Origin of the sequence: Clostridium neonatale, from assembly GCF_001458595.1 — a bacterium.
Lineage (GTDB): Bacteria > Bacillota > Clostridia > Clostridiales > Clostridiaceae > Clostridium > Clostridium neonatale.
In genome coordinates this window covers 169,811-194,743 of sequence record NZ_LN890327.1, presented here as the reverse complement: position 1 = coordinate 194,743, position 24,933 = coordinate 169,811, and the positions used below count along the sequence as shown (strand labels likewise).

Below are 24,933 nucleotides of genomic sequence, written 5' to 3'. Positions count from 1 at the left end.
AAATTAATATAATACTTATTATAATATTTTACTTCCATGTATCTCTATAGCTTTAGTATATTCTAAAATCATATCTCTATTTTCCTTATTAATACCTTTTCCCGGCATTATTAATATTTTTCCATTAGAATACTCAACTAACTCCTTTAAACACTTCATCCCTTCTATAGCATTTTCTTTTCCACCTTTAGTTAATATTCTATCACCTCCAAGCTCAACCAAATAATCAATTGCAGATTTTTTATCTTCAATCTCATCAAATGCCATATGAAATGTTATAGACATTGGCTTAGCCACATTTACTAGATCTTTAATTATTCTATAATCTATTTTATTATCCTTTATCGCACCAATTACTACTCCATATGCCCCTAAATTTTTGCACATTTCTATATCAGATTTCATTATTTCTAATTCATCATCTGTATAATAAAAGTCTCCACCTCTTGGCCTTATAATAACCATAACTGGTATGTTTAATTTTTCAATTGTCATTTTAATTGTTCCATAACTAGGGGTAGTTCCGTCCTCTAATAAATTATCACAAAGTTCAATTCTATCTGCCCCCCGCTTGGCAGCTAAAACCGCTTCTTTATAATTTCCAACACATACTTCAAATATAGCCATATAACTTTTCCTTCTGTAGATGTTGCATATTAAAATAGTTAGTATATAACTATTTTAATTCTATCATATTATCGTTTTCTTTTCTCTATTAGCTAACAACAATCCACTAGCTATTGCAGTAAATGGTGCTACTGTTATCAGTCCAAAACTCCCAATTAAAGTGTGTAGTATTTCTGAAGAAACATATTTTAAATTTAATATGTTTATTATTGGTGTTCCTTGTGCCATAAATACCATAAGAAGGCCTATATATCCCCCTGAATATGCTAAAAGTAATGTAGTCATCATAGTTCCCATTATAGATCTTCCAACATTTATTCCAGATTTAACCGCTTCAAGCTTTGTTATTTCTGGCTTCTTCTCCACTACTTCTGATACAGCTGAAGTTATATCAACAGCCACATCCATGACAGCTCCAGAAGATGCTATAAATATACTAGCTATAAATATCTTTGTTAAATTTAAACTTTCATATCCTGAATATAAAAGTGATTCAGAAAATGACATAACTGCACCATGAATTTTAAATTTACTTACAAAAAATAATGCCATAAAACATGTTACTAGTGCACCAGAAATAGATCCTAAAATAGCTGCTAAAGATCTTTTGTCTAGGCCATAAACTAAACCTATTATTACGCATATTAATATTAGTGTAGTTACCATTCCAACTATTATTGGATTATAACCAAGCAAAAATAATGGAATTAATACTTTCCACATAGCAAGTACAGTGAATATAAATGATAAAATTGATTTTATTCCTACAATACCTGCAAAACTTACTAAAACAACTACAAATATTCCTACTAGCAATAATTCATAATTTAATCTGTAATGATCTACAAGAGTAACTACTCTTATAGTATCACCTGTATAATCAACAGTAACTAAAACCTTATCTCCTGCTTTAAATAATTTATCCTGTTCAAGTGATCCCGATAATCTATTAGTCCCGGTTATGGTTCTTCCTTTAAATTTTCCTTGAAGTATTTCTATTTCACACAGTTGGTCTCCAACTTTTATAAGACCATTATTAACAATAAAATTTTCATCAGTACTTATAACTCTAGCTGATACCCTCTCAGTATTTTCATATATCTTCTGTGGAAATTTATTAGGTAATAGTATTAACAATATTATTGCTATTAAAGTTATAATTATTGGAATAGTGTTTCTTCTATGAATATCTTTAAACATCTAAATAATCTTCCTCTCACTTATGCAAACTTTATTAGTATTAAATAAAAATTTGCTCTAATCACATGAAAATTTAATATATTTCGTAATTAGAGCAACTTATTATTATTCTTTATTTTAAATTCAAAATCATATATCTTATTTTACTTTAGTTATTTCTTTTAACTTATCAAACACATTTGTATTATCATAATATCCTGAGAATAACTCTTGCCCTGCTCCCTTTGCCATCATAGCAACTGGTAGTCCTGTATGTGAATAAGAGCTATATGATACACCCGATTTATTATTCAAAATATGTGTTAATGTAACAGTAAATGGTTCATAGCTTCCATACATAACATATTCATTTTCATCTAATTTTCTATCCTCTTTTTGAATCATACTCTTTTCATAGGCTGCTTTTATTCTTGCTTCTTCTTCACTTGTTAGTACCATTCCACCTTTTGTTGATTCACCTGATGATCCTGCTCTCTTAAGTCCAAAATTCGCTTCAACATCTTTCATCGCATCATCAAATGATGTTTTATTTTCTCTGTACTTTGCCACATATCTATCAAATGCTGTGTATGAAATCTTTTGATTAGATAAGTTTTGTAAATAAGTATCATAATTTGTACCTGCAAATCCTATTGTAAGTCCACCCGTCTCATGATCTCCCGTAACTAAAATTAACGTTTCTTTTGGATGTTTATTATAGAAATTTATTGCTTCTTGTACTGCATCACTAAGAGCTTCTGTATCATTAATACTTGATGCTGCATCATTAGCATGGCCAGCCCAGTCAATCTTTCCGCCTTCAACCATCATAAAAAATCCTTTATCATTATCTAATAGCTCTATTCCTTTCTTAGTATAATCAGCTAATGTAAGTTCATTACCTGTGCGATCTAGATCATACTTTATTGCTCCGCTTTCTTTCTCAATCTCATTCTCTGGACATATGGCAATTACTTTATTGTCACCAGATTTTAAGCTCTTTATCTCTTCTTGTGTATCTGCTATCTTAAATCCGTTCTTTTCTGCTAATTTCGATATAGGTAATTTCCCTTGTTCTTTTACTTCTTTAGAATCATCTGATAAGAACTTTCCACCTGCAAAATAATTAAAGTTGGAATTAACAAGCTGTACTCCCATATCATAATAATTACTTCTTGCTGGCACATGAGCATAATATGCACCTGGCGTTGCATGATCTATATTTACAGAAGTTACTATACCTATTTTATATTCCAATTGTTTTTTCAATTTTTCAGTTATTGTTTCATAAGATTTAGTTTTTGTCTCATCCATGTTTATTACACTACTTAATGTTTTCTTACCTGTTGAAAGTGATGTAGCTGTTGATGCTGAGTCTGGACAAACTGATGTTGAATCATAAGTAGTCACAGTTCCTGCAACTGGGAAGTCCATAAAAGATAAATTCACTGGATTTGGGTAATTTCCTTTTTTAGGATCAATTACTCCATTCTTTTCTACACCTTTATAATATTGAGCAACTTGAATTTGTGGAAAACTCATCCCATCTCCTATAAACATGAATATATACTTTGGTGCCTTTCCATTATATTTAGCTGATTCTGATGTTGCAGCTTCCACTGGTTTTATAGGACTTATTGGATTATTTAATGTATATCCAATCCCAACCAACATAGTTAACGTAATTGTTGTTCCCACAATTCTTTTAGCAGTTTTATTCATTAATATCGCCTCCACTTTTACCATTAAAAGTTTTTATTTCAATTTAATTCTGTACTAATTATAGTATTATCAAATTAAAACAATTTTATAGTTTGGTAAAATTTGTATTATATGTATGTTAAATAAAACTCACCACATATATCCATAATCTAATCACGCTTTATCTGATGCATTAATGTAAATAGAACTCCTAAATTTAATATCAATAAATTTTATTCTGCCATTTCATAAAACTGCAAAAAATGGTATCTACTTGACTTTTCACTTTCAAGTAGACACCATTTTTAATTAATATTATAATTCTTCACCATTACTTGCTATAACATTCTTATACCAGTTAAAACTCTTCTTTTTATATCTATCTAAATTACCAGTACCATCATTATTTTTATCAACATAGATAAATCCATAACGTTTTTTCATTTCACCAGTACCTGCTGATACAAGATCAATACATCCCCAAGGAGTATATCCCATTAAATCTACCCCATCAATTACTGCTTCTTTCATTTCTTTTATATGATCTCTTAAGTAATCTATTCTGTAGTCATCATTAATTGACCCATCTTCTTCAATTTTATCAACAGCACCAAATCCATTTTCAACAACCATTAATGGAATTCTATATCTAGAATACAATTTGTTTAACACAGTTCTTAACCCTATTGGATCAACTTGCCATCCCCAATCGCTTGCTTTTAGGTATGGATTCTTTAACCCAAGAGACATGTTACCTCCAATTTGTTCTAAATCTTCTGGATGCGCGCTTATACAGTTAGACATGTAGTAGCTAAATGTATAGAAGTCTACAGTTCCTTCTTTTAAGATTTCTAAATCTTCATCTTCCATATGAATATCTATATTGTTTTCTTTGAAGTATCTAGCTGCAAAGTGTGGATATTCTCCTCTTACATGAACATCTCCACATAAGTAATTACTGATTTCTTCACTATTTTGAGCTAAGAAAACATCTTCTGGGTTACATGTATATGGATATAATGCTTCATAGGCAATCATACATCCAATCTTAAACTCTGAATTTATTTCATGTCCCATTTTTATAGCTTTTGCACTTGCTACAAATTGATGATGAAGTGCTTGGAATCTCTTTTGAGGATTATCCTTAATTTCACTTATAGGTCCACCCTTTTCATCAAGAAGAATTCCGCCTCCAAAGAATGCACCAAATGGCCTTGCAAGTATATTTATTTCATTAAATGTAAGCCAATATTTAACTAAATTCTTATATCTAGTGAAAATTGCCTTACAGTATCTTAAATAACAATCTATAACTTCTCTATTAGCCCATCCATCACCATTATATTTTTTAGTCAATCCATATGGAAATTCATAATGTGAAATTGTAACTAATGGTTCTATATTATATTTCTTTAATTCATTAAATACATCTTCATAAAATTTTAATCCTTCTTCATTTGGTTCAAGCTCATCACCATTTGGGAATATTCTAGTCCAGTTAATAGACATTCTAAATGTCTTAAATCCCATTTCTGCAAATAAAGCTATATCTTCTTTATATCTATGATAAAAATCTATCGCCACATGGCTTGGATAATAAGTTCCTTCTTCAAGTTCTGGTGTAATTCTTCTTGGTATTGTATGAGTTCCACCTGTTAATACATCAGATGTACTTAAGCCTTTTCCACCTTCTCTATATCCGCCTTCAAATTGGTTTGCAGCAGTTGCTCCACCCCATAAAAAACCTTCTGGAAATTTATCTGAATACTCTTTTAACATGTACACCTCTCCATTTCATAAATTACTTATAAATTGTTTACATATTTATGATACCATATATTAAATATATTTTTTCATTTCATTGACTTTTTGTAACAGATACCATTTTATAGGTATTTGTTTTTTTATAAAACAATGTGTTATTATTTATAATTTAACAATACATTTTATATTAAAGTTTATGTATTTTAATTGACTAAGGATACTAACCACCTTAAAATTATAGTAAATAATAATTTGAGCACTTCATACAAAGGAGATAATTAGTGATTATGAAAAAAGCAATATTTCTTGATATCGATGGAACAATTTTAGACTGCTTGGGAGGCATACCTGATATTACCCCTAATGTAAAGAAAAGAATACGTTCACTACAATCAGATGGCAATTATGTTTTTGTTGCTACTGGCAGACCTTATGCATTTTTAAGTCAAGCTATATTAGATTTTGGTTTTGATGGGTTCATTTTAACAAATGGTGCTCATATTATAATTAATGGTAATACTTTTTACAAAGATCCCATTGATAAAAATTTTATAAAAGAAGCTACTATTGAATTTGAAAAACGTAATATTCAATATATTCTTGAAGGTGAACTTTACTCGTATATGAGAGATAATTGTAAAGAATTCTATGAATTTTATGATAGTATAGGAATTTCCAGAAAATTTTTAGAAAGCAATTTTAATATTGATGATGTAGATACTTATAAAATAGAAATGTTATGTCATGATAAAAGTTCCGTAGATTTCTGCTTATCATTAATAGAAAATAATCCACATTATGATCATTTTCATAGCATAGATGAAAAATCATTCGAACTATATTCTAAGAAAAATACAAAAGCCACTGCAATTTTAAAAGTATTGGATCATTTAAATATCCCTATTGAAAATAGCTATGCATTTGGTGATGGAAAAAATGATATAGAAATGTTATCAACTGTTGGCTGTGGAATAGCTATGGGAAATGCTGATGATGACGTAAAGAAATATGCAAAAGAGGTTACTGATACAGTTCATAATGATGGGGTAGCTTTTGGTATAGAAAAGTACATTCTTTCTTAATTAAATCCTTTTATACTTTAACTATATATAATATTTAAAATATATTTACTTAATAATTTATAAAAATGGAACTACTATAAAATTTAGTTTTACAGTAGTTCCATTTTTATGAATTCCTCAATCTACCCTTCTAAAGCTTCAAGTATCTTATCTTCTTGTGCTTGAGTTATCACTCCAGCTTCAACTAAATTATCAAGGTAGCTTTTTTGTGCTGATGTTGAAATACTAGTAGTACTACTATCTTCTTCCTCCTCATCATCTTCTTTTGATTTATGTGGTGCTGGTTTTCCCATATTTTTAATTATCTCATCTTTTATTTCTTTTGTTATAGTCCCATCTTCAACTAAAGCATCTAAAGGATTTATTTTTGTTTCTTCATCTTCTTCATTAGAAGTCAATGCTGATAATAGAGTAGTTTTACTTAATTGACTTTGTTCATCAGTTATTATGCCATCTTCAACTAATTGTGATAAAATGTCACTTATACTTTCTTCATTGCTGCTGCTATTACCTAAGCTTTTTATAATTTCATCTTCTTGTTCTTGTGTTAAAGTTGCATCTTCAACTAAAGAATCTAGTGGATTAACTCCTCTTTGAATATGCTCACTGCGTGTATTTTGTTGTATTGTTGATAGCAATGCATTTTGAATTGAACTCTTTTGATCCTCAGTTATTGTTTCAGAATTAATTAAACTATCAAATGGTGTAGTGGAATTCATCATATTTCCCTCACTACCATATGTCAATGTATTTTTATACGTATTGTTTATTCCATTACTTTCAAAAGCACTTTGAACTGCATCTGCTTGCTCTTGTGTTAAAGTCCCGTCTTCAACCAAGTTATCTAAAATGCTAGAATCAAATTGTGGTGGCTGCATTAGTCCAGACGCTATATTTCCAGCTTGTTGGCTGATTTGGATTGAATCACACTCTTGTTGTTTAGCCTGCTCCTGCTCTTCTAATAATTTTTGCAGTTGAATCTGAGTAAGATTATAGTATCCATTGATTTGTGATGTACCATTTATTGTGTTCATGTGTTTTCTCTCCTTATATCTGCTTCCTTGCACACATTTTTACACTTCCCTGCTCTTCATTTAAATTTTCATATTATTTTTATCGTAATATATTTCATACTGACAACTGTTATCATGTGGCAAATTTAAGGCAAAATTGTGGCAACATTAAAGAATGTAAAATTTATTAATTATTAAATATCTTTTATGTTAAAATGGTTTTGAGGTGAATTAGATAAATGAACAAAAAGTTGATTTATATGGCTGATGATGAAATTAATATTTGCAATATCATTAAATCATTTCTTTTAAGAGAAGGTTTTGATATTGAAATCTTTACTGATGGCCGTTCTTTGCTAAATGCATTTCAAGAAAAACAAGCTGATATGCTAATATTGGACATAGTTTTACCAGAATTAGATGGATATCAATTATGCTCATTAATCCGCCTAACTAGCAATGTTCCAATAATATTTATTTCTGCAAAAGATACAGAACCCGATAAAATTGCAGGACTCAATCTTGGAGGAGATGATTATTTAACAAAACCCTTTAGTCCATTAGAGCTTATTGCAAGAATAAATAGTATTTTTAGAAGAATAAATTTAGATAAAACACAAACTGAAAATAATGAATATATAAATATATGTGATATTTATATAAATCCATCTACAAAGCGTGCTGAAATTAATGGGAAAAAGATAGATTTCACTGTTACAGAATTTTCACTACTACATTATTTAGTTAAAAATAAAAATAAAGCAATTAGTAGAAGTGAACTTTTGGACAAAGTATGGGGTTATGAAAATAGTGTTAAAACAAGAGCTACTGATGATATGATAAAAAGAATTAGGAAAAAACTTAGTGATGCAGGATCCGTTTTAGAAATACATACAATCTGGGGATATGGATTTACAATACAAGATGAATAATTTTATAGTAAATAAAAATACAATAAAAGGCAAAATATTAAACTATAATATAAGTATCATTATTATGCTTATTGCATTAACTGCTATAATATTTAATTTATCTATAAATCTTTATATTCAAAAAGATATAAAAAATCAATTAAACACCCTTGCTTCAAACGCCAAGAATACTGTATTAATAAATAGTCCGGATTTTTTTCCTAATAATAACATTCCGCCAAAGCCACCTAAATTTAATCAACATCAAACTAATAATCAAGATAATATAGAAACAGATAAAAATATTGTTCCTCCATCTGATCCATCAGAAAATCAAAATAATATTTCTAGTCATTTGTATAGTGATAATAATGATTCATTTAAATACTACTTAATGCTAGATCGTTCTTTAAAAGAGCCTCTAACTTTATTAAATGCTAATTTTATACTATTAGATGAAAATCAGAACACAATAACTCCTCTTCACGAAAATTTTGATTATTCTGCTATTATTGAAGAGATATCATCCAAAAATTCTAAGGCTATGCGCTTAAATGAAACAACATACGTTAACTTTGACTTTTCAGATAATAAGTATATGGCAGTAATTCAGCCAATAGCTGATAAAGACTTCTCTTTTTTAGGATGGATTATTATATATTCAAATGTACAGAAAATGCAAGAATTAAAATTTTATATTAATATAATTCTATTGCTTATTCTTATTTCTAGTGCTTTTATTACAGTTATTTTTTCTTCTAAACTATCAAAAAATATATCCAAGCCGCTTTCTGATTTAAATGAACAAATAAGTTCTATTTCTGATAGAAATTTTGGTAATAAAATTCAAATTCCTGTATTTGATGAACTAGATGAATTAGTAAATAATATAAATTCCATGTCAGAGAAGCTTGGAGATTATGATAAAGCTCAGAAAATTTTTTTAGAAAATATGTCTCATGAATTTAGGACGCCTTTAATGTCTATTCAAAGCTATGCCGAAGGTATAAAATACAGTGTTATTGATAATGATACTGCTGTTGAAGTCATTCTTGGTGAGATTAATCGTATGAAAATTTTAATAGAGGATTTATTATATTTATCCAGATTAAATGCAATAGAAGAAAATTACAAATACTCCACCTTGAATTTTAATGAAATAATCGTAAGATGTATTGAGCGAATGAATCTAATTGTTGAAAAAAATAATATAACTATATCCTTTAATCTTCCAGAAGAAATACTCTATATTAATGGAGATGAAGAAAAACTTTCTCGTGCAATTACCAATATTATAACTAACTGTGTTAGATATGCTAATAGTTTAATATCTATTAATTTAATAATATTAGGACATAACAAAATTCAATTAACTATAAGTGATGATGGCACTGGTTTTGATACCAATGATTTTTCCAATATTTTCAAAAGGTTTTATAAAGGAAGTAAAGGTAATTTTGGATTAGGACTATCCATAAGTAAAAATATAATAGAGCAACTAGGTGGCACCATTAGTGCACGCAATTTAGAAAAAGGTGCTATATTTACAATTATATTACCATTACTGTAATATGCTTTTTTATATTTAAATCATATATAATTTAAACAAGTATTTTTAATTAATGAAATTTCAAATAACTTAGAACTCATAGTAAAAATTTACACTCTAAACCTTTAAAAATGTTAAAGACTATCACCCACTAAATAATGTGATAGTCGTTAATTTTATTATATTAACTTTTAGTTAATATTCCAAACTTCCTGTATAAAACTACATTAATGGTGCAAATAATTTTAATGTTCTTCCTATTAATTTCTTCATTAAACCAAGCTTTTTACAATCTTCAATAGTAATCAACTGACACTTTTTAAGAGTATTTTGAAAATCTTCTTCAATCTTTCTAATAACTGAATTTTTATATATATAACTTGCACACTCAAAATGTAAATAAAAACTTCTAAAATCCATATTAATAGTACCTACAACCGCCTTCTCATCATCACTAACAAATACCTTTGCATGCACAAACCCCGGTGTATATTCATAAATTTTAACTCCTGCTTCAATAAGCTCCTCATAATATGTCCTTGCAAGAAGATATGCAGCTTTCTTATCTGGTATATGAGGCATAATTATAATAGTTTCTATGCCTCTTTTAGCTGAATATGTAAGTGCTGTTATCATTTCATTATCTAAAATTAGATATGGAGTCATTATATGAACATATCTATTCGCTGTATTAAGTATGTCCATATATACTTGTTCTCCAACATTCTCAGAATCAAAAGGGCTATCTCCATATGGCATTATGTAGCCTTCCGTTTTCACTTTATCTTGAAAATTAAAATTTTTCTTTATGTACTTTTCTAAATCTTCTTTTTTTCTTACATCAATATCCCACATACTCAGAAACATTAATGTAAAACTTTTAACTGCTTCTCCTTTTAGCATTATTGCAGTATCTTTCCAATGCCCAAATCTTTCATATTCATTTATATATTCATCAGCTAAATTTATGCCTCCTGTAAATGCTGTATGCCCATCTATAACAAGAATCTTCCTATGGTCTCTATTGTTTTGATATGTTGAAAGAAATGGTACTATTGGTGCATACATTTTACATTGTATTCCTTTTTCTCTTATTTTTTTAGGATAATTATATGGAAGTAATGCTAGTGAGCACATCCCATCATACATTACACGGACTTCTACCCCTTGTCTAGCTTTACGTTCCAATATTTCTAAAATAGTATCCCACATTACACCATTTTCAATTATAAAATACTCCATAAATATAAATTCTTTTGCACTCTCTAATTGAATTTTCATTTCTTCAAATTTATCTTCACCACAAGGAAAATATTTAACAGAGGTATTTGTGTATATTGGAAAGCCTCCACAATTATGCATATATTGAGCTAAATTAAATACTTGTACATTTTCCTTTTCTAATGCTTCCCTTGTAAACTTATCTTGATATAGATACTCTCTCTGACTTTCTAATAATAACGCTAATCTTTTTTCTATTGTCTTTGTTCCAAGCTGAACTCTTGTAAATAAATAAAAAAATACTCCAAATACCGGGATAACCAATATTGGAATAATCCATACCAATTTGAAACTTGGATTCTCTTTAGAATTTAAAATGTAAATTACTACACTTGAGCTCAATAAAATAAAAGCTCCATAGATATATGTAATGTATTGATTCAGCCATGTTAAGCAACCAAGAAATATTATAATTTGTAATATAAATAATAGCGCAATTACTGATGTTCGTCCAAATACCACTCTACCTAAACGCCTTATTTTCTTCATCACATACTACTCCTATTTTTTTACTTATAAACTTACATTTGCAAATATTTTATCTTTCACTTATTATATCATATTTTGTAATTGAGATTAATTAAAATAGTGCAATTCATTTGAACTAAGTAGAAGTTGACAAATATCTTTCTTAAAATTCAGCCTTATTATATTCCATTATTCTACATATAGCTTTTATAAAGTTATATGATATATTAGTATTACTTATATCACTAAAACTTTTTACTATACATAAATATTGTCTAGAAACTCTTTAGCCCTCGCTCAGATCAAGTAATATTTTGAAATGCATAATGTTCATAAGATAGTAAATTGTTTCATGCAAAAATGATTTTTTCTTTTTCCACAGCTATTAGCAAATTCTATGCATTCTGATTTTTTTCAGCACATGGTACAAAATGAAGATTTCTAAGTCTTGCAGAAGTTGAATATAAATCTGTTAAATCCACCGCCTCTACAAATTGACTTAGTAATCGCACTGAATCATTAACTGGTATCATATAATTAATGTTCTCCTTTTGAATAAATTATCAATTTTATTCAAAAGGAGAACAAAAATAAAACTAAATGAAAGAACTTATTCTATTTGATATATTAAAATTCATAATCTGAATCAATATTAACCTTTGAATTTAATCTAATATCTTTAGATGAGCTTCCTACTAAGATATTAAATGCCCCATTTTCAACTTTCCACTTTTTATTATTAACATCATAAAAACCTAATGATTTTTTATTTAACTTAATTTCTACTTCTTTAGTCTCTCCAGCTTTTAATGATATCTTTTCAAATGCTTTTAATTCAATAGCAGGTCTTTCTACACTTGCTTCTAAATCACTTATATAAATTTGTGCTATTTCTTTACCTGCTTTTTTTCCTTTATTAGTTATTTTAAAATTAACTAATATTTCTACATCATTATCTTTTTCATTAGTTGTAATTTTAAAATCCATATATTTGAAGTCTGTATATGATAAACCATGTCCAAAACAAAATAGTGGATTAATATCATAAGTTTCAAAATATCTATATCCTACATATATTCCTTCTCCATAATTAACAGTTTCTTCGCCAGGAAATTCTCCAAGTTTATGAGCCGGACTATCTTCAAGCTTTCTTGGGAATGTTACTGTTAATTTTCCTGATGGATTAACATCTCCAAATATAACTTCTGCAAGTGCTCTTCCGCCTTCCATACCGTTATACCATGTTTGAACTATAGCTTTAGCTTCATCTGCCCACTCACTCATATCTACTGGTGAGCCAGTAAGCATTACTATAACAGCATTTTTATTAGCTTCTAATATTCTCTTTATTAATTCATCTTGGTCATATGGAAGAATTAAATCGCTCTTATCATAGCCTTCACTATCAATTCTATGTTTAATTTCTTCATCTTCATCTACTGAAAGGGCATTATTTTCTAATTTCAGCTGATCTTCAACGTGCTTTAAGCCACCAACTATTATTACTTCATCAGAAGATTTAGCTAATTCTACTGCTTCTTCTATTAATTTATCTTTAGCAGATGGATCTTGGCTATACCCCTTAGCATATTTTACTTCTGTATTCCCACCAAGTCTCATTTTTAATCCTAAAAGTGGTGTAATTTCGTATAATGCCTTTATTTCAGCACTTCCCCCGCCATTCGAATGAGTAAAGTTTGCATTTTCCCCTATAACGGCTAGCTTTTTAATCTTTTTATCTTCTAAAGGAAGAACATTATCTTCATTTTTTAATAAAACTATTGATTCTCTTGCTACATCAAGAGTAACTTGTCTGTGTTCTGATAAATTGTAAGTTCCGCTTTTTCTATCTTCTGAGAATATATTTATTTTATACATGAATCTTAATATTCTTCTTATTTTTTCATCTATTACTTCTTCTTTTATTTTTCCTTCTTTTACTGCTTTAATTAACGGATTTGCAAAGAAGTATTCATCAAAATTAGTAGTAACACTCATTTCTATATCCATACCTGCATTTACTGCAAGTTCTGTGTTATTTACTGCACTCCAGTCAGATATAACAATGCCATCAAATTCCCATTCTTCTTTTAACAGTTCAGTTAGCAATGCCCTATTATTTGAACAGTGATATCCGAATATCTTATTGTATGCGCACATTATTGAATATGCATTACCTTCTTTTACTGCCATTTCAAATGCTGGAAGATATATTTCTCTAAATGTTCTCTCATCTAATATTGCTTCTACATTTAATCTTTCTGTTTCTTGATTATTAACTGCAAAATGCTTTACACATACTGAAACATCATTTTCTTGAACACCCTTAATAAAAGGTACAGCCATTTTTCCACTTACATAAGGATCTTCTGACATGTATTCAAAATTTCTTCCACAAAGTGGACTTCTAATTATATTAATTCCAGGCCCAAGTATTACATCTTTTCCTCTTCCTCTTGCTTCACATCCAAGTACTTGACCACTTTTATATGCTAATTCAGTATTCCATGTAGATGCTAAAGCAAGACTGCAAGGAAGATAAGTAACATAATCATCAGAATTTCCAATTGGAATCCAACTATCATCTAGAAATTCATTCCTTACACCAATTGGTCCATCTGACATTTTTAACGGTGGTATATTAAATCTTTTTACACCTTCAGTTCTAAAAAGACCATTTCCATGAATCATGGCAATCTTTTCTTCTAAAGTAAGCATTGATATTATTTCTTCTATTTTCTTTTCACTCATGTCAAACTCTCCTTTATTAATTTTTTCTCATAATCACTTGTAAATAATTAATATTTAAATATAGGTAGAGATTTCTCTCTCCCTATAAACTTATAAAAAATTTCTTTTATATCAACGTACAAACTATATCAGCATTTCCATTTTCAACTGTTATCTTCGTATCATTTCCCTCTACTACAAATGAAGCACCTTCAACTGATTTAACATTTGTAACATTCTTTAACACCAAACTCCAAGTTCCGTCTGTTCCTTCTGATTTTATGTTTATTACCTTATCATTCTTTATAGCTTCTACTGATAAAGATTTATTTCTTTCCATATCTAATATTTCAGCAGCTGCTTTTTCATTATCTTTTAATTCATACGCTAATAATGAAACATCCTTTCTATAATCATAGTCAGGTTTAGTATCATTTGCTCCAACAGCTATAATACTATTTTCCTTAACAAGCATTGGTATGCTTAAGTAATCATGAATTTCCTTAATCCATCTTCCACCTTCATATTTCTTACCTGTTATAAAGTTAGTCCATTTACCTTCTGGTATATAATATTTAGCTTCACTATTTTCATTAAAAATTGGTGCAACTAATATTGAATCACCTAACATATATTGTTTATCTAAATATGCACAAGTATCATCATTTTGATATTCTAATACCATAGATCTCATTGTTGGAATTCCTTTTGTATGAGCATCATTAGCTATTTTAAATAAATATGGCATTATGCTGCATTTTAACTTACTAAAGAATCTTACTACTGCTGAAGCGTCTTCATCATAAGCCCATGGAACTCTGTATGAAGTACTTCCATGTAATCTACTATGAGATGATAATAATCCAAATGCTACCCATCTCTTATAAACATCTGCTGTAGATGTGCTTTCAAATCCTCCTATATCATGACTCCAGAATCCGAATCCAGACATACATAAAGATAATCCACCTCTTAAACTTTCTGCCATTGATTCATAATCAGATTCACAATCTCCACCCCAATGAACAGGGAATTGTTGTCCTCCAGCTGTAGCTGATCTAGCAAATACAGCCGCTTGATGTTCACCCTTCACTTCTTTTATTGTTTCAAATACAACTTTGTTGTACATTTGAGTGTAGTAGTTATGCATCTTATATGGATCAGAACCATCAAAGTATTGTATATTTTCAATTGGTATACGTTCACCAAAATCAGTTTTGAAACAGTCAACTCCCATAGCCATTAATTCTTTTAGCTTATCACTGTACCATTTGCAAGCATCAGGATTTGTAAAATCTACTATTGCCATAGCTGGTTGCCACATATCAAATTGCCATACATCTCCGTTTGTTCTCTTAATTAAATATCCATTTTCCTTTGCTTCAGCAAATAATTTAGATTCTTGAGCAATATATGGATTAATCCATACACAAATATTTAAATCTTTTTCTTTTAATCTTTTAAGCATTCCTGTTGGATCTGGGAATACTCTCTTATCCCATTCAAAATCACACCAGTTAAATTCTTTCATCCAGAAACAGTCAAAGTGAAATACTCTAAGTGGAATTTCTCTATCTATCATTCCATCTACAAATTCATTTACTGTCTTTTCATCATAGTTTGTAGTAAATGAAGTAGATAACCATAAACCAAATGACCATGCTGGTGGCATTGCTGGCTTTCCTGTTAATGATGTATAATTTTCAATTACTTCTTTCATTGAATCTCCACCTATTATGAAGTAATCTAAAGATTCACCAGGTACACTGAATTGAACTTTTGTAACTTTTTCTGATCCAACTTCAAAAGATACTTTTTCAGGATGATTTACAAACACTCCATATCCCTTATTAGTTAAGTAAAATGGTATGTTTTTGTATGATTGATCTGTACTTGTCCCACCATCTTCATTCCAAGTTTCAATTGTTTGTCCATTTTTAACAAATGGCGTAAATCTTTCACCTAATCCATAAACTAACTCACCAACACTTAATTGTAATTGTTCTCTCATGTAAGTTTGTTCTGGATAATCTAAGAAATCCTCTTTTCCGATTTTAACATAAGCCATTCCTCTATATTTACTAGCTGTTAGCTTTTCTTTACCTCTATAAAAAGCCATTTCTACTTTTTCTTTATCAAATACCATTTTGGTATTTCCAGATTGAAATACTACTTCCTTATCATCTTCATTAATTATTACTTTCGTATTATTATTTTCATTTAACTCATAATTTGGAGCTTTAACTTCCTCTCCTATATAGTGATAAGCTCTAACTCTTATTACATTCTCCATAGGTGATGAAATTTTATATGTTATAACTGGTCCACCAAGTGTGCAGCCTCTATTATAGATCTTATTACAAGGTGTATATAATGTTAAAATATTATCTTCTACTTTTGTACTATATACTTCTTGTGGACTAAATGTTTGAACTCCTGTTTTATTTAACCAACATCCATTACTGAATCTCATATTAACACTCCTTTAAATTTTTTTAATATATAACTAATGATTTTTATTACTTATTTTCCTTACAGACCAATTATACCTTCCAAAACTGTAACCGTATACTTTGAAAATTTCATATATTTTATGGTATTAATTATACTTTTTGTATTACTTTTAATAACTAATCCTTCTCTTTATTTTCACTATGATATATTAATTAAAACTTTTAATCATATTTCACCATTCCTTGCTTTCTATTCGCCTATTAAAATATGAAATAACTTCATTTGCTATATTTTTAGGATAATTAATTTTTCTAATTTCACATATCTCTTCTAAATCACTTTTAAATAAATTCATACTACGTTTTACTGCTTTTTCTAATTCACTAAGTTCTGCTACTGAAAAATATGATTTTAAATGCTGTTGCTTTTCACAAGGTACACAATGTTTTATTTTACTTTCCCATGATCCCCAATCCAGAGTATCATATTGATATAACATTAAATCTACATGAGAATGAAATAATATATCAATGTTTTTAAGTATCTTAAAAATATCTTTCCTCTTAAAATACTTAATAAGCATCTCTGTATGAAACCAATAAGTATCCATAGTTCTTATAATATCTGGTATATAATTATCTGTTCTAAGTCCAATACTAAGAAGATTTTCAACCTCTCCTGTTCTATCAAAAATCATGTCATCTTTTGTGCATCCTTTTAAATGCTGTCTACACATCCAATCTTCAATATATTTAGAATTAATTATAAAGAAGTCAAATTGATGAAGGTTATTTTCTAGTCTAATTACAGTGCAATAATTTTTAAAATGATCATCATTAAAACTTTCTCCCCAGAAAATTAACAATTCATCTGAAGCATTAGAAAGAATTTTAGGAACATCTTGTGAAAACTCTTGAAAGTCTTCATCTGATACAAGGAAAACAGGATCATAATCAGAATATATATCTGATTCTCCTCTACTTATAGATCCATAATGCCATCCTCCTTTACATCTCCTATCTTTCTTTAAAATTTCTATTACTTTATTAAAGACTTCTTCTAAATCCCTATGCATTTTCTCACTCCCCTCAAATAACTCTATAGCTATATTAGCATCCATTACTTAATAAGTATTGTTAATTATGAACTAGTTATTGTCAATTATTATCTTTTCAAATTATTTCTTTAGTTTAAATTTATTTTTATATTTTGCTGGTGTGCATTTATAAACTTTTTTAAATGATTCTATAAAAGATTTAACATTTGCAAATCCATTATTTAATGCAATTTCTGTTATTGATGAATCTGTGTTTATAAGCTCTTTATAGGCATTATATAATCTTATCTTGTTTAAATAACAATAGAATGTTTCACCTGTAGTTTTTTTGAAAAACCTAGAAAAATATGTTGGAGCCATCCCAATTTCATCTGCAATATTTTTAAGGGATAACTCTGAATCATAATTTTCTTCCATGTATGTGATTGCTCTTTTTATATTAACTATACTTTTTTCTTCATACATACTAAAATTAATATCATTTCTTTTTTGCCTGCATTCTTTTAATAATATCATGCATATTTCTCTTAAAATAATTGATATCTCAAGTTCATAAAACTCTTTCTTATTTTTATATAAATCAGCACACTCTATAATTAAATTTATTATCTTTTTCTTTGCTTCTTTCTTCTCATCGAAGTTAAAATAATATAAGTCAATATCTGGACAGTATTTTTTTAATAAATCATATGACAATAATATAGTAATTGCGCTTATGGTGTTCTTATCATTAGCCTCTGTTTCATGTAGATCGCCACTATTAACAAAGAAAAAATCTCCTTCATTAACATTAATGTCTTTCCTGTTAATTCTGCCTCTTATTTTTCCTGATAACACAAGATCAAATTCTATATTATTATGCCAATGTAAAGGATAATGGCAATTTTCTCCCTTAGTATTTCCAATATATATTTTTGCAGGTATTATAGTATCCATTTCTATTTTTTCTTGATAAAACTTCATCTTCTTCATCCTTCTTTATATTTCTCATTACTTTATTTTCGCATAAAGGATAAAAGAACTATATGCTAATAAATAGCATATAGTTCTTTTATATAATTTATATTATTTGTTCCAAAGCTCAACTTTTTCTTTAGTTAATTTTGTCATTCCTGCATTTAATATTATTCTTTTTTAATGCTTATTTTTTATTATTATATATTATTTAACCCAAGCTCCATTAGCTCCTAAATAATATCCATCAATAGATTCATTAGTAACCATTTCTCCATTAACTTTTAAGTAATAATACTCACCATTATTTAACAACCATCCAGTCTTCATTGATCCATCTTCATTTAAATAGTACCATTTATTATTATCTTTAACCCATCCTGTTTGCATTACGCCATTCTTATCCATGTAGTACCATTTATTATTATCCTTAATCCATCCTTTACAATTATCATTATCTTTAATGTAATACCACTTATTATTTTCAATCATCCATCCATCTTTTTTCATTGCTTCAGTAGTTTCAACTGCATCTTGTGGCATTATCATACATTTTGATACTTCCATCTTTTGTGGAAGTTCAAGAGTTTGCATTTTATCTGGATTTACATCTTCCCATAATAATAGATTTGATCCTACCTGAATATCATCTATTCTCACAATATTTTTTGTTCTGTATGGAAATATCTTCGTATTATTATTTAAAGTTGCTTCATATGTTCTTCCTTCACTTATTACAGTTGTGCTTCCATCATTATTTTTCTTTATAGCTTCAACTTTAATATAAGTTGGTGCTTTAGTATCTTGAGGTACATTTACAATAATTACTTTAGCATTTGTCATAGGTGGTAAACTTAAAGTCATCACTTGCCCAATATAGGTATAAATACCTTCATTCAATTTTATATCTTTTACTGATGCTGGTGTACCTGTTACTGCATCAACAATTACAGTTTCTTCAGATACATTTAATAAAATTTCATTATTTACATTAGTTGAATTTTTAATTAAAATTTGTCCTTCTTCAGATATATTGGCAACCTGTCCATAAACTTGAGTATAAGTTTCTCTATGAGATGCTTCCATATTAGATTCTAGCTTTGTATCTATTGCATATGCACTTTGTGGTATTGCTGAAAATGCTGTTATTCCTAACATAAACATTGAAGTCATCTTTTTTATTTTCATATAAAATCATCTCCTCTAAATAGTCTATTATAATTAATAATTTTTTAAGTGGTTATTATTAGTAGAATTTGTTTCTTCACATATAATACAACTCAGCTTAATAAATTGTTGCAATAATTATAAATTTATTTTTGTGTAAATCACAATAACAAATTCATACTACCTTAAAGAAAAATGATATATATATAGATACAAATATTCTAGTTAAGCAAAATTGTATATATTTAAATATCTGTAATATTAATGTAATAAAAAATATAACTATTCTATTAATCACTTAATTAAGTACTTACCTAATATATCTATTTATGTGCTACATAAAAACTTTCCTCTGGTCCAAAATAAGAATATGGAAGTTTTTCTTTTGATAAAACTAGCTTTTGCAATACCAAACCTGCATCCATACCATAAAAACGAAGCTTATGAATTCCTTTAGTTAATCTGTGTTTAGTTGTTGTTATATGAATGTTATTAAGTACTGCCTCACACCAACTGTCATTAGTGTAGCTACCAGCAATAAAATCATCTATAAAAGCATCTGCTATAGTTTCTTTTTCACCATCAAAAGCCACTGCATATTTTAATCTGCTTTTCTCTCTAAGATTATTTGTTGGTGCAATATAGGTTGTTAAAATATATTCCGAATCCATATTCACTTTTAATAAGTATTCCAAATATGGTGCATCTTCAACCTTTTCAAAAGATACAGTTGTCGGAAACATCTTAACTGATGACAAAGTACGTCCATAATTTTCAATTACCTTCCATGATGCTTTAGCTTTTTCAATATTATTTGATACATGTTCTGCTTCAATAGAAACCACATCATGAGTCTCAATAAATGTCATCTTAGGCAGATCATACGTATCTATAACCTCTGCTGTAACATTTATCTTAACTATTTTTCCTGCACCTGAAATAGTTATATAACCTGCTAATGTTTTTGATACTTTACTCCAATCTATTGAAATATTAATTGTCTTCCCATTAGAAATGCTTCCATGCATGTTATCTACATTTATCCAGTCTTTGCTTGTTTTTACTTCATATTCAAACTCAATTTTCCCACCATTACTTATAGTGATATCATAATTTTCTTTATTTAAATTTGTAAATGACGGTAAATCTACTGTACCACCACTATATCCTTTTTCACACCCTTCAACATCTACAATCATAATACTTTCATTCTGAAGAGAAACATTATTAACTTCTGGATATTTCCATCCATCTGGACACCATTGAGTATATCCTATATGAGGAGAACTCATCATTCCTTTCCACTTGCCATTCGACATAATATTATTATAATAATTCTGCATTTCAGTATCCTTAACTTTGCACTCTTCAACTAATTGTGCATACAAATTAGCAAGGCAACTTTTACGTTTATAATAAATACTATTTAATCCAGCATATATCTGCATTTTTACTACATTAGCAGATGCTACTGCTGGATAATAAATAAGCTGATAATATGCATCTTTTAAATAATCTGGCATCTGATCATAATATTTCTTAGATCTATTTTCTAAATCAATTACTTTTTTAAGTACTCTTTTAGCTTCATTATAATTTATATAGCTGTATGTTGATGCAGATGTAACTTCAGGCTTTCTACTTCCATTCATTTTTGTATAATCAGTCAATATACTCTCTATTCCATTTATTAAATCTTGTCCTACAACTTTTCCAAATTGCTGCATACACCACTTCTTTGTATATTTTCTTATTTTATTTATTCCATTAGTACCCCATGTTTCGAAACTATAAGCTAAATCTAGAAAATATGAAACTGGAAATTCCATTGGTTTTAAATCTCCAACATTTACAATCCATATATCACGTACACCATAATCATAAGCCATAGACATCTGTTCCCATATCTTTTCAAGTGGAGTTACATTTACCCATTCATAAGAATATGGGCCACCATGATAGTCAAAATGATAATACATTCCCCATCCAGCTTTTCTACTTGCTTCTTTTTCTATAGGAAGTGTACGGACATTTGCGAAATTATCATCAGCAAGCATAATAGTAACATCATCTAATACATCCCAATTTCTTAATCCTTCAGCTTTATCTGTTCCATACCAGTATTTTTCTACCTCTTTATATATTGTAAGAACCTGTCGTTCTTTCTCAAGCCCATGCTTCTTCAATAAATCCTTTTGTGTTATTATTATTTCCTTTAAAAGTTCAATATTTTCTTCTTCTGAACCTTCTAATGCAGAATCTTGCTCTCCTCTCATACCAATTGTAATAAAGCTTTCAAAATTCTTATTACGCTTAAGTCCATCTTCCCAGAATTTTGTTATGGCTTCTTTATTGCTTGCAAAATCCCAGGTTGTGTTATCACCGTATTTATTATTAATCTTCTTCCATTCTTCACCTGAACGAAACATTGATTCATGATGAGATGTTCCCATTACAATACCATATGTATCTGCAAGTTTTGCATTTGCTAAAGGATTGCTTTTACCATTTTCACTAAATACAGCGCTCCACATAGCAGGCCACATAAAATTCCCCTTTAGTCTAAGAATCAATTGAAATATTTTCTCATAAAATTCTTCATTAAAATCTCCAAATGAATTTGTTACCCATGAACCTAACGATGGCCATTCATCATTTAAGAAAAATCCTCTATATTTTACAGATGGCTCCTTTGATGTAAAGTTTAAATCATTCTCATCAAAAATCAACTCTGACTTCTTTTCCGGTACAACATCTCCAAAATAACTCCATGGACTAACCCCAATCAATTCCGAAATGTAGTAAATTCCATACATTGTTCCTCTTTTATCGCTTCCTACAATAATAATAGCTTTTTCTATTCCTTTATATGGATTTTCAACAACTTGTATCTTATAACATTCTCTTCTCTCTTTTATATCTGATACATCAATTCTTTTATTAATGATTAATGTGTCAATAATAATATTATTTCCTATAGAACCTGCAATTATGGCACTTTTCTTTAGTTCTTTCACATCTGTTACAACTTTAGGTTTTATTCCAGTAACCATAGTAATATCTTCTGTAAATGATTTTGCCACAAGTTTTAATCCATCGTAATCATTTCCATATCTATCTATAAAAATATCACATGCTTTTCCTTCCGCTGTAATTGCTATCTTTGATTTATAATACAACATTTTCAAATATTCTCCTTTGTTGTCATTTTAATATATTAATTATATCCAAATCCAAGAATAGTAAAGTATTTATCCTTATCACCATGTGCCATCTTTATTTCTATTTTATGTTCCCTTATGTTTTTCTCATTGTATAGAATAACAGTATTACAATGAGTCCATCCTGCTTCTTGTGGATCTATAGTCATAGCAAAAATACCATCAACAAATATATCAGCCTTACCAAAATCTAATCTTCCTGAATCTTTAAATACAAGCAGCAAACTTCTGCTGTTAACTGTTAAAAGAAAGCTTTCATCTCCAAAACCTGGTGCATGCATCCAGTTATATGGAAACTGTGCTGTACCATCTTGATTATCATCCATTTCAACAAATTGAAGATCTGTATCTATTTGTTTAAAACTGCCATGTTCTATTACTGCTTTACATTCATTATCTCTTCTATCAATCAGATGCATTCCTATAAATTCATCACCTATAACTGGTTCTTTATCCAATGAAATATCAATAATATCACAAAAATTTTTTTCAGTTTGTTCAAACAAGTATGCAAGACAATCTGCCATTATAGTATGTCCATCATTTGTAGGATGATAAATGTCATAAAAATACTGTCTCTTACTTATTACATTCCCTTCCTCTTTTGTAAGTTTAAATTGATCAACCACTGCATCAGATATGCTTACCATTGGAAGATTATAATGTTTTCCAACTGGTGAAAGTCTCTCTTGCAAATTCCAGTCATTAGCAAATACAGAAAATAATAAAATTACTGCTGGCTTATTTTCATCAGAAAGTATATTTAAAATCAAGCTTTCATAGCATTTCCCTTTAGTTTCATCGCCTTCATCATTTACCGCAAACTCAACAACTACAATATCAGGCTTTACGTTTCCATTTCTAAGAACATCTCTGTTATATCGCACTATTCCTAGCTCTGATGGTGTTCCACCAACTCCTGCTTTTATAAAGTGAACATTATCTGCTCCATCCCTTTCAAACATCTCTTTGAATTTCAAATAAGATTTGTAAGCATAACAGTTTGTGTGAATTGGTTTAGCTCCTGCTCCTTGAGTTATAGAACCTCCAATATACGCTATGTTTATATCTCTTCCATTTTTCGCCTTATCTATTGCAGCTTTAAGCCTTTTATTATTTCCTAGGCTTAAAAGAGATCTTGAAATCATTGAATTGTAGTCATCACTTTCAAATTCAACTGGCGAATCTATTGAAATTTCTGGAGTCTCATATCCATCATTAAGATAAATTTTCACAGTTGCTTTTGCCGTAAGTCCTGGCTTTTCAAACTCAAAAGCCATCTTTCCTACAACATATTCATCTTTTAACCATTCATACTCATCAATATTAAAAATCATCTCCGAACCATCCTTCTCGCAAGGCAGCTTAATTTGTGTCCCCCCTCCATACTTATCTGTTTCCCCATAATTTTGAAACACAAAATTAATTGTTCCAGCCTCGTCAGATGCTACTACAGAAATTCCTATACTGTGAACTACTTTATAAAAACCATCAAAATTTTTTAAAAGATTAAGTATATTTTCATCTTCAACACCACCTACAAATTGTGCATCAAAAGATAATCTTCCCTCATCTAGATAAAATTCCTGTGAAGGTTTTCCTTCACATCGTGCAGTAGCCTCTAAAATTTTATCTACCATAATATAAAATCCACTTCGTCTTTTTTGTGGATCCTTTGGTGCTTTAGGTCCTGATTGTTTATTATTTGACATAAACTATTTTCCTCCTATATTTTATAAAAATGCTATGATAATATATATAAATTATATTATCTC

General features: G+C 28.9%; 17 protein-coding genes. 3 read left to right on the top strand and 14 right to left on the bottom strand.

From position 1 onward, the window contains the following. Positions 1–18 precede the first annotated feature (18 nt). The 4 genes from BN2920_RS04275 to BN2920_RS04260 all read right to left on the bottom strand — a co-directional run bounded on the left by BN2920_RS04275 (position 19) and on the right by BN2920_RS04260 (position 5,286). Positions 19–627: a copper homeostasis protein CutC gene (locus BN2920_RS04275; protein WP_058293790.1), complete on the bottom strand. Its 609-nt coding sequence runs from the start codon at positions 625–627 to the stop codon at positions 19–21. Positions 628–690: 63 nt separating this feature from the next. Beyond that, the gene (locus BN2920_RS04270; RefSeq protein WP_058293789.1) at positions 691–1,827 is read right to left on the bottom strand and encodes a YibE/F family protein; all 1,137 of its coding nucleotides are present in this window, start codon (positions 1,825–1,827) and stop codon (positions 691–693) included. A 138-nt stretch (positions 1,828–1,965) separates the two neighbouring features. Further along, on the bottom strand, positions 1,966–3,528 hold the full coding sequence (locus tag BN2920_RS04265; RefSeq protein WP_058293788.1) for an alkaline phosphatase: 1,563 nt from the start codon (positions 3,526–3,528) through the stop codon (positions 1,966–1,968). 294 nt (positions 3,529–3,822) lie between these two features. After that, the gene (locus tag BN2920_RS04260; protein WP_058293787.1) at positions 3,823–5,286 is read right to left on the bottom strand and encodes a 6-phospho-beta-glucosidase; all 1,464 of its coding nucleotides are present in this window, start codon (positions 5,284–5,286) and stop codon (positions 3,823–3,825) included. A 272-nt stretch (positions 5,287–5,558) separates the two neighbouring features. On the opposite strand from BN2920_RS04260, the gene BN2920_RS04255 reads away from it, so the two are divergent. Then, a complete protein-coding gene (locus BN2920_RS04255; protein ID WP_058294307.1) occupies positions 5,559–6,353 on the top strand; it encodes a Cof-type HAD-IIB family hydrolase in 795 nt (264 codons plus the stop codon). Positions 6,354–6,475: 122 nt separating this feature from the next. On the opposite strand, the gene BN2920_RS04250 is transcribed toward BN2920_RS04255, so the two are convergent. Then, the gene (locus BN2920_RS04250) at positions 6,476–7,387 is read right to left on the bottom strand and encodes a hypothetical protein (RefSeq protein WP_058293786.1); all 912 of its coding nucleotides are present in this window, start codon (positions 7,385–7,387) and stop codon (positions 6,476–6,478) included. A gap of 218 nt (positions 7,388–7,605) precedes the next feature. Here BN2920_RS04250 and BN2920_RS04245 point away from each other — a divergent pair, with 218 nt between their 5' ends. Continuing rightward, on the top strand, positions 7,606–8,298 hold the full coding sequence (locus BN2920_RS04245) for a response regulator transcription factor (RefSeq protein WP_058293785.1): 693 nt from the start codon (positions 7,606–7,608) through the stop codon (positions 8,296–8,298). Further along, a complete protein-coding gene (locus BN2920_RS04240; RefSeq protein WP_083498704.1) occupies positions 8,273–9,847 on the top strand; it encodes a sensor histidine kinase in 1,575 nt (524 codons plus the stop codon). The genes BN2920_RS04245 and BN2920_RS04240 overlap by 26 nt, the downstream gene beginning before the upstream one ends. A 201-nt stretch (positions 9,848–10,048) precedes the next feature. Here BN2920_RS04240 and cls read toward each other — a convergent pair whose 3' ends face one another. The 9 genes from cls to BN2920_RS04200 form a co-directional block, all read right to left on the bottom strand. Beyond that, the gene (gene cls, locus BN2920_RS04235) at positions 10,049–11,596 is read right to left on the bottom strand and encodes a cardiolipin synthase (RefSeq protein WP_058293784.1); all 1,548 of its coding nucleotides are present in this window, start codon (positions 11,594–11,596) and stop codon (positions 10,049–10,051) included. 374 nt (positions 11,597–11,970) lie between these two features. Further along, a complete protein-coding gene (locus BN2920_RS21195) occupies positions 11,971–12,108 on the bottom strand; it encodes a hypothetical protein (RefSeq protein WP_157065754.1) in 138 nt (45 codons plus the stop codon). A 94-nt stretch (positions 12,109–12,202) separates the two neighbouring features. Further along, the gene (locus tag BN2920_RS04230; protein ID WP_058293783.1) at positions 12,203–14,326 is read right to left on the bottom strand and encodes a beta-glucosidase; all 2,124 of its coding nucleotides are present in this window, start codon (positions 14,324–14,326) and stop codon (positions 12,203–12,205) included. A gap of 106 nt (positions 14,327–14,432) precedes the next feature. Continuing rightward, positions 14,433–16,778: an alpha-xylosidase gene (gene yicI / locus BN2920_RS04225; RefSeq protein WP_058293782.1), complete on the bottom strand. Its 2,346-nt coding sequence runs from the start codon at positions 16,776–16,778 to the stop codon at positions 14,433–14,435. Between the two features lie 213 nt (positions 16,779–16,991). After that, entirely contained in the window at positions 16,992–17,834 is an 843-nt protein-coding gene (locus BN2920_RS04220; RefSeq protein WP_058293781.1) for an aminoglycoside 6-adenylyltransferase, read from the bottom strand. Positions 17,835–17,936: 102 nt separating this feature from the next. After that, positions 17,937–18,779 (bottom strand): AraC family transcriptional regulator, encoded by an 843-nt coding sequence (locus tag BN2920_RS04215; RefSeq protein ID WP_058293780.1) that lies wholly within the window; start codon positions 18,777–18,779, stop codon positions 17,937–17,939. Between the two features lie 198 nt (positions 18,780–18,977). Next, complete coding sequence (locus BN2920_RS04210; protein ID WP_058293779.1) at positions 18,978–19,958, bottom strand: N-acetylmuramoyl-L-alanine amidase family protein; 981 nt, start codon at positions 19,956–19,958, stop codon at positions 18,978–18,980. A 302-nt stretch (positions 19,959–20,260) separates the two neighbouring features. After that, positions 20,261–23,119 (bottom strand): glycosyl hydrolase 115 family protein, encoded by a 2,859-nt coding sequence (locus BN2920_RS04205; RefSeq protein WP_058293778.1) that lies wholly within the window; start codon positions 23,117–23,119, stop codon positions 20,261–20,263. A gap of 35 nt (positions 23,120–23,154) precedes the next feature. Then, positions 23,155–24,870, bottom strand: a complete 1,716-nt coding sequence (locus tag BN2920_RS04200) for an SGNH/GDSL hydrolase family protein (protein ID WP_058293777.1) — start codon at positions 24,868–24,870, stop codon at positions 23,155–23,157. Positions 24,871–24,933: the final 63 nt, after the last annotated feature.